We start from the raw sequence: 15819 nt of genomic DNA, 5'->3' as shown, positions 1-15819 counted from the left end.
GAGTCTTAGAGATGAAGAAAGATGAGATGAAGAAAGATCGTTTTTATCTATTCTATCATGTTTTGTGAAGACAAGAATGTTTTATGTAAAGAGTGATGATCTCAATGACAATGGGTTAATCAATGCGTATTTTTTAGCATAAACCAGATTTTTTAAGCAAATTATAAGCATGCAAAACATCGCGAAAGCGCTCTTCAGAAGCACGATTACCACCATTGGAATCAGGATGGTGTTTTTTTACCAGCTCTTTATATTTCATTTTGATATCTTCTGCTGAAGCGTTTGCTTGTAGTCCCAATGTATCAAAAGCTTTTGCTTCTAAGGGCTTTAATTTTCTTGAGAATTTATTGCTTGAATGCCGTCCCGTAAAAAGCGTGAAGGGATCACGCATACGATTTTGATAGGCTGCTGTTCCAGAGCGAATCTTTGCATAATTGGCAGCAGTTTTTTTCGATGTACCATTGCTAAGATCTGTAGGCCATGTTGGACGATGCCCTGTAAGAGCGTCCTTTTGGAATTTTGCAATATCTTGATTGCTAAGACCCGAGAAGTAATTAAAATTTTTATTATAGGCACGCACGTGCTCAATACAAAAATGTAGATATTGTCCTTCATGATTTCGACCTGCCGGTGCTCTATGGGTTCCTGTCTTTTCACACCCTTCCCACTGACACTGCTGCGCTTCTGGCTCAGATTTTTGTTTTTTATTTGAGCTTATGCGAATTGAATCGAATAATTTAGATGTTATTGCCATATTATTGGTTTATGCAAAATTGATTAATTTTACAAGAATTGACTTTTAAAAAATTTGTTTTCACACTTATTTAATTATGGAAAAGGTGTATTCTTACACTTTCATTTTGTTAAGGAATGAAAAATGTCTATAGAAACAATAATCAAGAGAAAGCTTCAGGATGCTTTTCATCCGCAGAAACTTGAAGTGATTAATGAAAGTCATCTTCATGAGGGACATCCTCATAATGAACATGCTTTTGATGGTAAAGGAGAAACACATTTTCGCGTGAAAATTTTATCTTCTTCTTTTTCCAAGATGACGCGCGTAGAAATCCATCGAGCGATTTATAAAGTTTTACAAGAAGAGTTAGCAACTTGTGTCCATGCCTTGGCACTTGAGGTTGAAACACTTTAATTTTTTTGATGAGGCTTTTTTTAAGAACGAGGATGGGTCTTTTGATAAATTTCCAGCAAATGATCTGTATCAACATGGGTATAGGTTTGTGTGGTGGAAAGACTCGCGTGCCCAAGAAGTTCTTGAATCGTTCGCAGATCTCCCCCTCGTGATAAAAGATGGGTGGCAAAAGAATGACGTAGTGTATGGGGGGTGGCTGTTTCTGGCAAACCAAGACTTGTGCGTAAGTTGCGTACAGTTTTTTGAATAATAGCTGGCTGTAAGGGACCACCTCGCGCACCGCGAAACATGGGTTGGTTATCTTTTAAAGGATATGGGCAACATTTGAGATAATTTTGTACAGCTTCGTGAACAATTTTGATGAGAGGGACAAGGCGTGTTTTCCCCCCTTTTCCTGTTATGTATAAGCTTGTTTTTTCAAGATCAGAAAATTGTTCTGGTGTAAGGCTTAAGGCTTCTGATATTCGCATTCCACAGCCATAGAGAAGCATAAGGACAGCTGCGTTACGCGCGTTAATCCAAGGTTCGTTTTCTAGCTGATTTTCTTGTTTGACAACGTGAAGAGCTGATTGTATCGCTAAAGGTTTGGGGAGCGACTTTGGATGTTTGGGGCTTCGGATAAGCTGAGCTGCGGGAATATTGACGATTCCTTCGCGAGATAGGTATTTGAAAAAGGAACGGATGCCTGCTATCGCGCGGCTTAAAGAGCGTGCACTGACATTGTTTGTACGCCGATAAGCAAGATAAGCACGCAAATCATTAACGCGTAAATGAGCTAGATCTGTGAAAGTTGGTGCTTGGTTTAAATGTTGACAGAGAAAAGATAAAAATTGCCGCGTATCACGTTCATAGGCTTGTGCTGTTTGTACGGACATACGACGGGTTTTTACGAGATGCTCTAACCAGTTTTTCCTTGCAGTTAAAACCGCATGGTCGGCTGGAATGAGAGGACTATTTTCATCTTTTCTCTTGTCGTTTTTTATTGGCATTATCTAGTTGAGGGTTTCTTTCTTTGTAGATTTTTTATCGTCGATGAGACCATTCTTCTTTTCAGGTTGCTCTTCACGATTGATAAGTTGTTTTTCACCTTTGAGAGAGAGTATTTTTAAAAGATTATGTGTTGACATTAAATGCGCAAAAATTAATCCTAAAAAGCCATTTTTATGAAGTTTGGCAAGTTGGCTTGCCGATAATTTATTCAATTTTTCTTCGTCAACAACCCAAAAATTTTCTAATTGCGCCGAGAGACCTTGATCGTTTTTCACATTGATTGATTTTTGACTGAGAAGATCCATTTCCACAAGAGCATCAATAAATTCAGAGGTTTTCTCCATTGCGACTTTAAAACTTTCAAGAAAACGAATACGTTCTTCCATAAAAGGAGAAATAGAGCCATCAGAGTTAAAAAGTTCTGTTCCTGCAACTTCATTAAACATTCCTGACTGTTGATCAAAGCAAACAGAAAGCTCTTTTTCATTGCTAATTTGTGCTAAAACAAAAGGATAGCGGCGAACAAAAGCCGGAACATAAGTATTGGTTTTCCAACTTTTATCAGAAGCGATATAGTCATTTTCGTCGTTAGAAAGACCAACAAGAGCAGCGGATGTATAGTGCCGTTTTTTTTGTTCATCTTCAGCGCACATAAACAAAATGGGATAGTCTAGGGCTGCTTGAAAATATTCAGTACTTGCTAAGGGAACCCAGTGCGTATCTTTGGCAAAAGACATATCACTTGGTGGCGCAAATTTTAGATTTTTATGTGAAACTTTGTTGATTGGCGTGATATCTTTGTAAAATAGCATAATATTTGCCATAAGACTTTCTCCTTTATTAATTTGTTTTTGTTACCAAGAAAGGTCTTTTGGGAAGATTGTCTTATATGGCAACAAGATTGAATAGAAATGATTAAGATTGAGGGTTCATTTTTGAGAGATAACATTTTTGCATGAAGTATAATAAAGAAAAGCTTAAAAATAAAGTCTATCTTGCCATTATTGGTGTGCCTCACGGTATAAGAGGAGATGTTTTTGTTAAAATTTTGAGTGCCGAGCCACAACGTTTTAAGTCTTACAGGACTCTTTATGATGATATGGGGCGTTCTTATGAAATTGTAACTCTTCGCACACAAAAAAATAACGCGATTGTGCGTTTTAAAGGGATCGATAATCGTAATGATGCTGAGTCTTTAAAAGGAATTCGCCTTTATGTGATGCGTAATCAATTGATTGATGATTTGGATGAGGATGAGTTTTATCAAGTTGATTTAATAGGCTTGCGTGTTCAAGAATATGGGGGAAAAATCTTAGGGGAAGTATGTGGTTTTTATAATTTCGGGGCTGGTGATTTACTTGAAATAGGTTTGAATACAGGTAAAAGAGTGCTTATTCCCTTTAGTAAGGTGGCGGTACCAGAAATTTGTATGGATTCTGGTTTCCTTATTGTTGATCCCATGGCCGCTGGCCTTAGCGATGGGAGAGAAAATGATCAGTAAGAAAACAACTTTAATCTATGAAAATAAAGGTGGAAGTAAAAATAACTGGTGAATTTTGTCAATAAAAAGTGAACAGTATGAAAAGATTAAGAGAACATTTTGAGCAGATATTGTAGCATTTTATCTCAAAATATTCCTGAGTTTTAGAGTCTTTTTTGAAGGTGTAAGTACGAAAAGTACAGTGTTGAATAGGTTGCAGGTTAAGAAGATTCTAATTAACGCTATAGCGTTATATTAATATTGTTTATGCCATTTTGACTTAAAAGAGTTTGTTGAATAAATTGAGGATGAAAAAATAACAATGAAGTTTCAGGCGCGCGTTTTAACTCTTTATCCTGAAATGTTCCCTGGTTTTTTAGGATATTCTTTAGCAGGGCAAGCTTTAAAACGTGGAATTTGGTCACTGGAGACAGTGCAGATTAGAGATTTTGCTTTGGATAAACACCATAGCGTTGACGATACACCCGCTGGTGGGGGGGCTGGTATGGTGATGCGGGCAGATGTCTTAGCAGCTGCGCTGGATTATTGTCCAAAGGATTCGCCAAGATTACTGATGAGTCCACGTGGGCGCCCTTTTGACCAAGCTTATGCGCGTAGTTTGGCTAGTGATTCGGGCATAACATTGGTTTGTGGACGTTTTGAAGGCGTTGATGAGCGAGTCATAGAAGCACGAGAATTAAAAGAAGTCTCTATTGGTGATTATATTCTTTCAGGGGGTGAAACTGCCGCATTGGTTATCTTAGATGCTATTATCCGTCTTCTCCCCGGTGTGATGGGAAATGAAGCTTCTGCAAAGTGTGAAAGTTTTGAAAATTGTTTGTTGGAACATCCCCAATATACGCGTCCTTCTCTTTTCGAAGGGCGAGGTATTCCGTCCGTGTTGACCTCAGGTCATCACAAAGCGATTGCAGATTGGCGTCAAAGTCAAGCCGAATTGTTAACACGTCAACGTCGTCCTGATCTTTATGCGCGTTATGATAAAAATCGTCAGAAAACTTGATTCATAGGATAAGGTGGTGTATGGCATGACTTTCTTTTTGAGAGAATTTTGAATAAAAGGTTTTCTATAGTTCCAAAAGTAAAATGAAGGAATGGTGTATTCGCTCCTGTGTTAAGGCATAACCTAAAGAGCATCTTTTCATAGAACAAGGCTTTTTGGGTAAGAGTTGAGCGCTCTGACTGTTCGATAAAGAACATGAAGGATAAAGAAATGAATATTATCGCGCAGCTTGAAGCTGAACAATGTGCAAAAATTGAAGAAAAGCGCCAATTTCCAGCCTTTAAACCGGGAGATACTGTCCGTGTCATGGTGCGTGTGACGGAAGGTACGCGGACGCGTGTTCAGGCTTATGAAGGCGTGTGTATTGCGCGTTCAGGCGGTGGGTTGAATGAGACCTTTACAGTCCGCAAGATTTCTTATGGTGAAGGGGTCGAACGTGTATTTCCTGTTTATTCTCCCTTGATTGAAGCTGTTGAGCTGGTGCGTCGTGGTAAAGTTCGTCGGGCAAAACTCTATTATCTTCGTGGCTTGAGAGGTAAAGCCGCCCGTATTGCTGAAAAGAGAGATTATCGAAAAAAAGGCGAAAAGGGCGTTGAGAAAATAGAGACAACCCCTGTAAGCGCAGATGTTGCAGTACAAGTTACTGAGTAAAAATTATATCGGTTGAACTTTATGCAAAAGCGGTTTTTATGCCGCTTAGTTGTGTCTTTAGTGATTCGTTTTGTTATTGAAAAGGCTTGTAAAAGGCGGGGAGGGGACATAAAAATGTTTAACCTATCCAAATTTTGTTTCTTTTTTATTCTTAATAAATTGAATGAAGTGCAAGGTATCATTGCACATGTCGTGGGTACTCAAACGGAATTAAGTGTAGTTAAAAAAATGTCTGTTTATGTCTGATAAAAGATGTTAGACCTTTGACGTTAAGATAAAAGTGTATTAGATTAAGGCAAGTTTTGCGGATCATATCCGTGGAGTAATCGGTTTTTTTTATGCGTGACCTTTAATCCGTTATTTGAGACAACCGACCTGTATATCGGTATCTTGAGATGCCAAACAAGTAAAAACGAGAGAATATATTTGGTCACTTTGTGTGAACTTTCTCGTTCGTTGCGGTTGCAAAAACCAGGTCAGGATATTTTATGACAGAAACAACTAGGATAAAAGAGCGCCCTCGTTCCCCTCATATAAGTATTTATCGTTGGACAATTACTATGGCCATGTCCATTGCACACCGTATTACGGGTATGGCCCTTTATGTTGGAACGATTTTTCTTGCCGTTTGGTTAAGTGCTATTGCGTGTGGGGAAGAGGCATTTAGAACAATTCACGAAATTTATAGTTCTTGGTTTGGACTGTGTGTTTTGTTTCTTTATACTTTAGCAGGGGTCCATCACATGGTTGGTGGCGTTCGCCACATTGTTTGGGATTTGAGGCCTTGTCTTTTGGTAAAAGAAAAGGCAACAGTCACTGCTTGGGCGACAGTGTTTATTTCTCTTATTATTACTTTTATGATTTGGGTTATTGGATATATCGTTGTTTAGCTGGGGGTGAAAAGAGACATGAAAAAAGATTTTCGAACGGAACTTGGAAAAGTGCGGGGGCGTGGGAGTGCACATGAGGGAACAGAGCACTTTTGGCGAGAACGTTTGACAGGGTTTATCAATCTACCGCTTTTGATATTTTTTATTGTTCTTATTCTTTCGCTTGTGGGCAAGGATTATAGTATTGTACGTGCAAGGTTTGCACATCCTATTGTTGCTATTTTGATGGGATTGATGACTTTTTCAGTCCTTTATCATATGAAACTTGGTATGCAGGTGGTGATTGAAGATTATATTCCACGCGAAGGCTTTCGGTTATTCTTTTTGATATTAAATATTTTATTTTGTTTTTTCATGGGCGGTGTCATTATTTTTTCTCTTTTAAAAATTGCATTAGGGGGTTAAGCAAATATGGCGGGTACAAGATCATCTTTGGGCGCTAAAGCAGGTAACGCTCCTTATCAAACTGTAGATCATAAATTTGATGTTGTTGTTGTTGGGGCAGGTGGGGCAGGATTACGTGCAACATTGGGTATGGCAGAACAAGGATTAAAGACAGCTTGTATTACGAAAGTTTTTCCAACGCGCTCACACACCGTTGCAGCACAAGGGGGAATTGCCGCATCTCTTTCAAATATGGGACCTGACAATTGGCAGTGGCATTTATATGATACTGTGAAAGGTTCTGATTGGTTGGGCGATACCGATGCAATGGAATATTTGGTGCGTAATGCCCCTGCTGCTGTATATGAATTAGAGCATTATGGTGTTCCTTTTTCCCGAACGCAAGAAGGAAAAATTTATCAACGTCCCTTTGGTGGGCATACAACACAATTTGGTGAAGGTCCACCTGTTCAACGGACTTGTGCAGCTGCTGATCGTACAGGCCATGCCATTTTGCATACGCTTTATGGACAAAGCTTAAAGCATAATGCGCAATTTTTTATTGAATATTTTGCGCTCGATCTCATCATGACCGATGGGGTTTGTACGGGGGTTGTGGCATGGAATCTCGATGATGGTACAATACACCGTTTTTCTGCTAAAATGGTTGTTCTTGCAACCGGTGGTTATGGACGTGCTTATTTTTCAGCAACATCGGCGCATACCTGTACGGGTGATGGGGGTGGAATGATCTCACGGGCTGGATTACCCCTTCAGGATATGGAATTTGTGCAATTCCACCCTACAGGGATTTATGGTTCTGGTTGTCTCATTACGGAAGGCGCTCGTGGGGAAGGGGGCTATTTAATCAACTCTGAAGGTGAACGCTTTATGGAGCGCTATGCGCCTTCCTTTAAGGATTTGGCTTCACGCGATTTGGTTTCGCGTTGTATCACGCTTGAAATTCGTGAAGGGCGTGGCGTTGGCCCAAGAAAAGATCATATCCATTTGGTTCTCAATCATATTGATCCCGCTATCTTGCATGAACGTTTACCAGGAATTTCCGAATCCGCTCGAATCTTTGCTGGTGTTGATGTGACAAAAGAACCCATCCCTATCCTGCCTACGGTTCATTATAATATGGGCGGCATCCCTACCAATTACTATGGGGAAGTTCTCAATCCAACGGCTGATTTGCCTGATCGTGTTCAACCAGGTTTGATGGCGGTAGGAGAGGCTGGATGTGCCTCTGTTCATGGTGCTAATCGTTTGGGATCAAATTCATTAATTGATCTTGTCGTGTTCGGTCGTGCCGCTGCAATTCGTGCTGGTGAAGTGATTGATCGAGATGCTGAAATTCCACCTCTTAATGAGACCGCTTGTGATGAAATTATCGCGCGTTTTGATCGATTGCGTTTTGCTCAAGGAACAATGCCAACAGCTGTCTTGCGCGAAAAAATGCAACGCACAATGCAAGAAGATGCTGCTGTTTTCCGTACGGAAGATTCTTTGCAACAAGGATGTCGACGGATAAGTCAAATTTGGGATGAATTGGCGGATCTCAAGGTCACAGATCGCTCATTGATATGGAATTCTGATTTGGTCGAAACATTAGAGCTTGAAAATCTGATGGCCAATGCAATTACCACTGTTTATTCTGCCGAAGCACGTTTAGAGAGTCGGGGTGCTCATGCACGTGAAGATTATCCAGAGAGAGACGATAAAAATTGGCGAAAACATACGCTTTCTCATTTGTCTAAAAGTGGTAAGGTAACTTTGTCCTATCGACCTGTCCATGTTGATCCATTAACTGCTGAAGAAGATGGTGGTATCGACTTAAAGCGTATTGCACCTAAAAAACGTGTTTACTAAGGGGAGAATAAATTATGGTACAAATTAAGCTTCCCAAAAATTCTCAAGTAAAACCAGGAAAGGTTTGGCCTAAACCTGAAGGTGCGACAAAACTAACAGAATTTCATGTTTATCGTTGGTCGCCTGATGATGAGGAAAATCCACATTTGGATACCTATTACGTAGATCGTTCTGCTTGTGGTCCTATGATTCTTGATGGACTTTTGTTTATTAAAAACCATATTGATCCAACTTTAACACTTCGTCGATCTTGTCGTGAAGGCATCTGTGGTTCCTGTGCCATGAATATTGATGGGTTCAATACGTTGGCTTGTACCAAAGGTATGGATGATGTAAAACACCCCATTAAGGTCTATCCTTTGCCTTCCATGCCGGTGGTGAAAGATTTAGTTCCTGATCTGAAGCGTTTTTATGCACAACATCGTGTGATTGAGCCTTGGTTGCAAACTGTTTCACCTGAACCTGCTAAAGAATGGTTACAAAGTCACTCTGACCGGCAAAAAATTGATGGTCTTTATGAGTGTATTTTGTGCGCCTGTTGTCAGACATCATGTCCGAGTTATTGGTGGAACGGTGATCGTTATTTGGGGCCAGCCATCCTGCTCCAAGCTTATCGTTGGATTGCTGATTCACGCGATGAGATGTGTGGTGAGCGTCTTGATAATTTAGAAGATCCTTTTCGCCTTTATCGGTGCCATACGATTATGAATTGTGCACAAACTTGTCCAAAAGGATTAAATCCAGCAAAAGCTATTGCTGAAATTAAAAAACTCATGGTTGAACGCCGCCTTTAAAGAATTGCTCATTCATGAAAATAAAGGTTAAGGCTAGAATGGTATAGCCTTTGGGGATTTAGTTTCTAAAAGCGCATGAATTCCTTATGAGGAGGCTGTGTAACGATAATCGTTTTAAAAGCGAAGTCATCATCTTAAAATTAAGTTATTCTTTTAGAAGCAATCTTGCTAATGACTGAAAAAAACTCATGATTAAATACTATCCTGTATAAATTGATTCATTCATAAAACATAAAAAGTAAAGTAAAACACAGCAAATAGTGGTTTTTGTTCTTCTTGAGATTTAATTTCTAAAATTTTATGGGTTTTCATAAAATGGTTAACACAATTATTATTTATTATTGTTTTAAAAAGGCATGAGTTTTGTGGGTAAAATAAACACTTAAAATAGCCTTCTATGTAAAAACATTATACCATGTGTTTTTGTTTTCATTAAGTTCGTATCAAAATTCTCATTTTGATGCATGATTTTATTGATCGTTTTTTATAAAAGAAGGCTAGCTTATATCAATAAAGCATAAAAAAAAGAATAATGTAAACATGATAACGTATATAAATCATTCAGATGAAGTAATAATGAGTGACGATAGTCTATAATCTTACGATACGTTTATTATAATATTGAAAACACTGCTGATATTCAGTGGTTGGGCCTTTGGTATCATCATCACATATATTTAAAAGTATTTAAAGAATATATTATATTTTAGAGATTCGATTGTTAGTCGCATTAAAAATAAAATTGATAGTTCTCAAAATTAGAGAATGTAAAATCACTCTCTTATTGCGATATCCTATAATTAAGAAGGCTGTAGTTTAAAACTATCATAATATCAAATGCTCTTGATTTATTAGAGAGCCTAAAAAGGCTTTTAAGAAAATATCAAATTTATAGTTTTTCTAAAAGCTTAGAAAACGAAGGTTGAAATATTAGAAACATGTATTTAAAACTAAGTGATGTTTGTAGATTGCTTTAAAGTCAAAAGAATTCAATCATCAAAAAAAGGTGTTTTATTTTGATGAAATTTATAGGGCTCATTTTATATGTTTTTATCCATAAAAAATATAGAAATTTTTAAATTTAGCTTCTATTTTTAGGTTACTGAATTTCATTACTGCTTGCATATATGGTTAAATAGATTTGTTTAAGCTATCAAAGCGCTTTTTTTATTTTTCAATATAAGAAATATTTATGAACATGAAAGAAAGTTTGCCAAGTATTAACGGTATAATCCGTCATTGCTTGGATGTTTATGCTGTTATTCTGTAAAATACCATTCATTTGAGATGTGATTATAAAGTGTTTAAAAGGTGAAGTCTGCTAGGAAAGGAGATGGATTACAGATCGGCGTGGGTTAAAAAGCTTTCTCCTTTGAGGTAGTGTTTTGTGAAGCCTGCTAGACAATCCCGTAAACTAGAATGAAATCCATAGGGACAGGCGTTTAATTTCGTTTCTTTTATATATTATAATAGAGAGTTTATATGAAGAGGACTAGGATCAGTTGCAAAAAAATCATTATGAAAAATCAAGTTTGCTTGTTTCTTATGTTCTTTAAGAGGGGCTGGTCCTCATGCAAAACAGAATGACCAAAAAGGTATATATTTGTGTTGTCAATTCACGGGTTTGTTTTAAAGAAATATTTCTCAACGTTCATCACATCCGTTTTGCAATGGCGTCCATGAATGGTATAATTATAAAGCTTCCATGAAAATAATAAAATCTATGGGAAAATACCATCTTTGTGCTTATGAAGGAGCTAGCAGGTGTTCTCACACATTTTGTTTGTTCCCAATGTTAATCCTTAGCGTTTGAGATGATTCATAATAGGTATTTTTAGTGCTTTCTTATATAGTTTTATCCACGCAGACTTCTTCGCTTGTAACATGTACGCAAGCTGTTTTGGTTAATTCAATATAAACAGATTTGGAATGAGAGAATCCTGTAATGTTAAGATCTTTTATCCAACTTACAAGACGATGAACACTCTTTATAAATCCAATGTGAGGTGCTTTAAGAAGTATAATTATTGATCTCTACTTGTCGGAACTTTTGCTCTTTGAAATATTGAGAAAAGGGTAGGAATATTCATTGAGTAGGATTTATCATGTATAGTTTATGGATATTGTTTTTGAGGGTGGGAATACGAAGCTCCATCTGATATGGTTAACAAAGCTTTCTTTAGAAAAATTTGATTGTTTACAAATTGATGTAGAAGAAGAATCTTTTTTGTTTAAGGAAGAAAACTGATAGGCCACTATACGTTTTATTCTTGAATAGAACGTTATTTATAAATGCTCAATCAGAATGATTGTGTATTTGTATGGGGTTCTCTGTCTCTGAAGATTGTTTGGGTAAAAACATATTTATTGATCACTTAAAATAAGCTTTTGTCTTGATAATGATAATTATTGGTGATGATCGGTATCTGTTTTACGAAGCTTTTATTAATAGGAAAATCAATTTTTTGCATCAAATATATCTTTTCAAAAGATAAATAAAGAAAATGGTCGATAGAATCTCATATGCGATTTTGTTTTCTGTTCTCTTTTTTCTTTTGTTGTTCATGAAGAGTGCAGAAATACATTGAAGAGGCAAAAAGAAGAAGGTGTGCTCAATGAAAAAGCCGTAACAATTGGTTACGGCTTTTTTTGTCTGTATGCTATTATCAAAAGAGTAGTTTCTGTTAAGCGATTTTTGATTTAGCAAAAATCGGGTCGTAAAAGATTTCAGAAAGTTTTCTATCTTTAAAGAATAATATGACGTCAACTGTTGTGTAAAGAACAATCTTTATCATTTCTATCTCGAGTTGGCGGCCAACTTCTGATCTTTTAATCAAGGTGGCACATCGTTCAAATGTCTGCAAAGCACTGTTGGCATGCGTCGTTGTAATCGATCCAGGATGACCTGTGTTGAGTGAATTGAGATATTCCCATGCTTCATTGCCTCGTAATTCAGCAAGAAAAATTCGATCAGGCGATTGACGCATACAAGCATCTAGGCACTCTTCAGCTGAAACACGCCCCACATTGTTACCATAAATCATATTTACATGATTAGGATGATTGGGTAGAAAAAGCTCATGAACATCTTCAATCGTGATGATACGCTCTTCTACAGGAACTTTTTCAATGAGGGAGCGGGCAAATGTTGTTTTACCAGATCCTGTCTTGCCTGCAATGATGATGTTGCGTTTGTGAAGAACGCATTCTTCCAAAAATTCAAGAATTTTTCCTTCACGTTTGCGTTGTAAGAGCTGAACTTCAAATGGTTCTAACCGCGTGAAGTCCTGCTTCGATAACAAGTTATTGGCTTCTTTTGCTGAAGGCTTGTTAAAACTTACATCGGAACAATCATCAAATGTTCCTTCTTCTTTGAGTTCTTCTAACGTCTTAACGATAAGAGAATGTTTACGAATCACAAAGGAAATAGCACCATCAATGACAGCTGGCGTTTGGATAATTGTACCACGTTGTCCACCAGGCAAGAGCACATAATTAATGCTTCTGGGAGCCATACCGTTATACACGATAATAGCTGTAATAAGCGTTTGTAAAAAACCTGTTGTTAGCTCAGGTACGCTATGGACCTGCCACCCGTCGAAGCTTTTTGTCCATATTTCACAGGGGCGGCAGATCGATAATTCAGTGATCTTCGGATCTTCTAAGAAACGATCAAGCGGTTGCAAAAGCTGAGAAACTGCTTGATCTTTTTGTATCGGGTTAACGTGTGACGAGACTGTAGACATCGCTGAAATCCAAATCACGAGCAACGAAAATATTCACTCGTTCGCCTTGGTGTTTATAAAGAGTTGGTGTGATATTGATGGAATTTTGAAGAACATCATTTACTATTAATTCAGCATTATGAGCCCTTTGAGATTGTGCGTTCTCTTTATTCTCTTTGCTACTTTTATTAATTTTACCTCTTACCCATTCTCCTAAATCACCGATGATACTCACCATAATTGCGCCACTAAATCGCTCCCAGAAGTGTCTATCAACCCAGCCACCGATACCTGCTTCACCAAGAGGACCTGTACCGGGTGAGTCAAGATTGACAATAACTCCAGAAGGGGTTTCAATGCGTAACCATTGCACAAATACACGCGTTTGTCCTTGCTGTAAGCCACTTTGGTAAAAACCAACGACTTTAGAACCACGGTCAAGCAAAACAACACGACCACTTGTAGAATAAATATCCCGTGTTAAATGACATGTCGTCATTCCTGGCTGTGACGTGATGATTTTTGTTTCCAATGTACAATCTATTTGCGTTCCTTGCGTAATTAAGAGGTCACGGTTACGAAGTTGCGTCGCATGCGATTGCCCTAAACGTACAGGTTGGAGATTTAATGCACTACTGTTATCATTAGATGTTTTAGTTTCTGTAGATCCTTCGCTACCACCACTGTTAAGACTAGAACTGAGCATACGTTTGCGCGCTAATTCTTCAGAATCTTGTAGCATATGTGGGGGAACAGTCGTTTGGAGAAGTTTAGCCAAGGCTGGTGAAATATCTAGGCTTGATTCTTCTGTTTGTATTGGTCTTTCTACTTCTTCTACAGGTTTTGGCTCTTCTATAATCCGCGGGGTATAGCTTGGTATAACTTGTTGCACCGTTTGTTGAGATTTGTCTTCCTCAACTTCTACGGTACTACTCATTTTAAGAGCTTTCCAAGTTAGAGCAATCGGTATCGTTACTATGATAATAAGTCCTACGATTAACAATGCACGGGCACCTGGAACTTTCGGACGTTGTTCTGAACCTAGTTCAGAACTTCCATAGGCATCTTCAATATGTTTTTGCTCTATATTATCCAGTTTTCTACCTTTTTCATCTCCTTTCTTATTGTCAAACATTATTTTCCTCCTTTATTGATGCGATAAACCACCGAAGATACTGTTCCTGTCGTGTTTGGTATACCATTGGGGTCATAGGCTTCATTAAAAACAGCGAGAGCGCGTTTACCAAGTCGTATGAGCCATTTAGGATTAACCTTATGGACGGCGATAATATCATTAGAACTACCGATAACGGTGCGTGGTATTAAGCTTTCATTCCCTTCAGCATCTACGACATAAATCGATGGCATATCCATGTTAGCAGGAAACTTGAAGTAAGTAATACGCCCATTGTCCCAAGCATTGATGGGAGCAATATCTTGATGACCGCTCATGGTGTAACTGAGATTATAGCCATTTACGCTTTGGTGAAAACCACGTTCAATTGCAAGACGTCTGAGGTTTGCCTCTGATTTTTCATCGGTTGAATCGGGATAATGAAAAGCCAATTCATAGGTTGAGCCCGCACGGTCATTTCGAAACTGTAGTCGGAATTTGTAACTGCGTTTGTCAGTTACAACGATAAGATTGGTATTAGCAAGTTCTGCTTTTGGTTTAATAAAGATATGCCGCCCTTTATGAGCAAAGGCATAGGCTTCTGAATCGCCAAAGGCATGAGTGATATACTGTTCACCTTCTTCAAGAATGATATGTGTTGCTACACCAAGAACTGTTTCAATTTGAACCACATCGGCTTCGTTATATGTTATGTAGCGAATGCGGTGATCATATTGTGAATTTGATGGACTTTTGAGTGCCTGCACAGGTACCGTATAAAGAGAAGAAAATGAAGATAATAGAACAACGAATGCAAGTTTTTTCATAACAATCAATTCCTTAATCATTCAACAGTATTTCCGGGTCAGAACGGTAACTTGTTACTTGAAAACCGAGGGGGTTAAGCAATCGATCAGATGACTTCATGGGCGCACCAACATAGGTATAACCAATTGTTGCAATCTGGTGCTGCTTTGGTCCAGTAGCGGCACCGCTGCTGTCATGTTGTTGAGTTGTAAAACGTACAGTTGCTTGACCTAGTCCATTAGGCTGGATTGATCGTACTTTAACTGTGATACGTGCTTTGTTGGAAAGCACTTTATCTCGTGCATTCTCCCCATCATAGATTTTATAATATTCTTGTTGAACCGCTGCTGCACTTAAAAGTGCTGTTGTGTCATAGTTCAGTTGAATGGTATCGTAGTCATAAGATTCGCGGTTAAGTACATATTGGTTGAGCCAATATCTATCTACAACTTCACCATAGCTTTCTTCGTTTTCACGCATAATTGAGATAACATCAACAGCACCCGTTGTGTTATCAACGCGTAACACTAAAGGTGTAGGCGCTGGTTGAGAAAACCCAATGACACCACATATCATACCGAATAAGCCCAAAAGACCAACAGCACTTGCTACACGCCATGCCGTTCTACGCGACCTTATAAATTCGTTTATGAGATCCCGCTCTAGACCGCGGCTTTCTTCATAATAACTGCTAAGCTGTTCGGCTTTCACTGGTTTTGCTTGTTTTGTTTTCATCTGTCTCCTCGCTTAATTTCGGCAGGGATTGTTTTATTAATAGGCACCCGGTTTCTATCATTTGGTTGTTTGAGCTTTGGCGCTAAGGCACAAGCCGATAAGATATTTGCAATCAAAATCATAAGAATGATATTTTTCATTTTAATATTACTCTTTTTGATAATTAAATAAAGTCCAACATTTTTTATCATTATTATAATTTTAAT

16 protein-coding genes are annotated in these 15819 nt (G+C 38.2%); 8 read left to right on the top strand and 8 right to left on the bottom strand.

The window, feature by feature from the left end:
* Nucleotides 1-133: 133 nt before the first annotated feature.
* Complete coding sequence (locus D1092_RS08240) at nt 134-754, bottom strand: J domain-containing protein (RefSeq protein ID WP_120121413.1); 621 nt, start codon at nt 752-754, stop codon at nt 134-136.
* A gap of 123 nt (nt 755-877) precedes the next feature.
* On the opposite strand from D1092_RS08240, the gene D1092_RS08235 reads away from it, so the two are divergent.
* The gene (locus D1092_RS08235; RefSeq protein ID WP_120121411.1) at nt 878-1150 is read left to right on the top strand and encodes a BolA family protein; all 273 of its coding nucleotides are present in this window, start codon (nt 878-880) and stop codon (nt 1148-1150) included.
* 20 nt (nt 1151-1170) lie between these two features.
* Here the strand turns inward: D1092_RS08235 and D1092_RS08230 are convergent, their stop codons facing one another.
* Complete coding sequence (locus D1092_RS08230; protein ID WP_120121409.1) at nt 1171-2139, bottom strand: tyrosine recombinase XerC; 969 nt, start codon at nt 2137-2139, stop codon at nt 1171-1173.
* A 3-nt stretch (nt 2140-2142) separates the two neighbouring features.
* Nucleotides 2143-2964, bottom strand: coding sequence for a SapC family protein (locus tag D1092_RS08225; protein ID WP_120121407.1), 822 nt, complete (start codon nt 2962-2964; stop codon nt 2143-2145).
* A 131-nt stretch (nt 2965-3095) separates the two neighbouring features.
* Here D1092_RS08225 and rimM point away from each other — a divergent pair, with 131 nt between their 5' ends.
* The 7 genes from rimM to D1092_RS08190 all read left to right on the top strand — a co-directional run bounded on the left by rimM (nt 3096) and on the right by D1092_RS08190 (nt 9232).
* Complete coding sequence (gene rimM, locus D1092_RS08220) at nt 3096-3641, top strand: ribosome maturation factor RimM (RefSeq protein WP_120121406.1); 546 nt, start codon at nt 3096-3098, stop codon at nt 3639-3641.
* Between the two features lie 301 nt (nt 3642-3942).
* Nucleotides 3943-4641 (top strand): tRNA (guanosine(37)-N1)-methyltransferase TrmD, encoded by a 699-nt coding sequence (gene trmD, locus D1092_RS08215; RefSeq protein WP_120121404.1) that lies wholly within the window; start codon nt 3943-3945, stop codon nt 4639-4641.
* Nucleotides 4642-4851: 210 nt separating this feature from the next.
* On the top strand, nt 4852-5292 hold the full coding sequence (gene rplS, locus D1092_RS08210; RefSeq protein WP_120122714.1) for a 50S ribosomal protein L19: 441 nt from the start codon (nt 4852-4854) through the stop codon (nt 5290-5292).
* A gap of 488 nt (nt 5293-5780) precedes the next feature.
* Nucleotides 5781-6182: a succinate dehydrogenase, cytochrome b556 subunit gene (sdhC, locus tag D1092_RS08205; RefSeq protein WP_120121403.1), complete on the top strand. Its 402-nt coding sequence runs from the start codon at nt 5781-5783 to the stop codon at nt 6180-6182.
* An 18-nt stretch (nt 6183-6200) separates the two neighbouring features.
* Nucleotides 6201-6587 carry a succinate dehydrogenase, hydrophobic membrane anchor protein gene (sdhD, locus tag D1092_RS08200; protein WP_120121401.1) on the top strand — a complete coding sequence of 129 codons (387 nt, stop codon included), beginning with the start codon at nt 6201-6203 and terminating at the stop codon, nt 6585-6587.
* A 6-nt stretch (nt 6588-6593) separates the two neighbouring features.
* Nucleotides 6594-8438 carry a succinate dehydrogenase flavoprotein subunit gene (gene sdhA / locus D1092_RS08195; protein ID WP_120121400.1) on the top strand — a complete coding sequence of 615 codons (1845 nt, stop codon included), beginning with the start codon at nt 6594-6596 and terminating at the stop codon, nt 8436-8438.
* A gap of 14 nt (nt 8439-8452) precedes the next feature.
* Nucleotides 8453-9232, top strand: coding sequence for a succinate dehydrogenase iron-sulfur subunit (locus D1092_RS08190; RefSeq protein ID WP_120121398.1), 780 nt, complete (start codon nt 8453-8455; stop codon nt 9230-9232).
* Between the two features lie 2684 nt (nt 9233-11916).
* Here D1092_RS08190 and virB11 read toward each other — a convergent pair.
* The 5 genes from virB11 to D1092_RS09690 are packed head-to-tail and all read right to left on the bottom strand — an operon-like array spanning nt 11917 to nt 15753.
* Nucleotides 11917-12978, bottom strand: a complete 1062-nt coding sequence (virB11, locus tag D1092_RS08185; RefSeq protein ID WP_120121396.1) for a P-type DNA transfer ATPase VirB11 — start codon at nt 12976-12978, stop codon at nt 11917-11919.
* Entirely contained in the window at nt 12953-14092 is a 1140-nt protein-coding gene (gene virB10, locus D1092_RS08180; RefSeq protein ID WP_120121394.1) for a type IV secretion system protein VirB10, read from the bottom strand. Before virB10 ends, virB11 begins: the two co-directional genes overlap by 26 nt.
* Nucleotides 14092-14898 (bottom strand): P-type conjugative transfer protein VirB9, encoded by an 807-nt coding sequence (gene virB9 / locus D1092_RS08175; RefSeq protein ID WP_120121393.1) that lies wholly within the window; start codon nt 14896-14898, stop codon nt 14092-14094. Before virB9 ends, virB10 begins: the two co-directional genes overlap by 1 nt.
* Before the next feature lie 13 nt (nt 14899-14911).
* Nucleotides 14912-15613: a VirB8 family type IV secretion system protein gene (locus tag D1092_RS08170; protein ID WP_120121391.1), complete on the bottom strand. Its 702-nt coding sequence runs from the start codon at nt 15611-15613 to the stop codon at nt 14912-14914.
* A complete protein-coding gene (locus tag D1092_RS09690; RefSeq protein ID WP_120121385.1) occupies nt 15610-15753 on the bottom strand; it encodes a TrwH protein in 144 nt (47 codons plus the stop codon). Before D1092_RS09690 ends, D1092_RS08170 begins: the two co-directional genes overlap by 4 nt.
* Nucleotides 15754-15819: the final 66 nt, after the last annotated feature.

The sequence above is a fragment of the Bartonella krasnovii genome, from assembly GCF_003606345.3.
GTDB classification, from domain to species: domain Bacteria; phylum Pseudomonadota; class Alphaproteobacteria; order Rhizobiales; family Rhizobiaceae; genus Bartonella; species Bartonella krasnovii.
The sequence above is the reverse complement of the archived record's forward strand: the minus strand, read 5'-3'. Positions and strand labels throughout refer to the sequence as shown.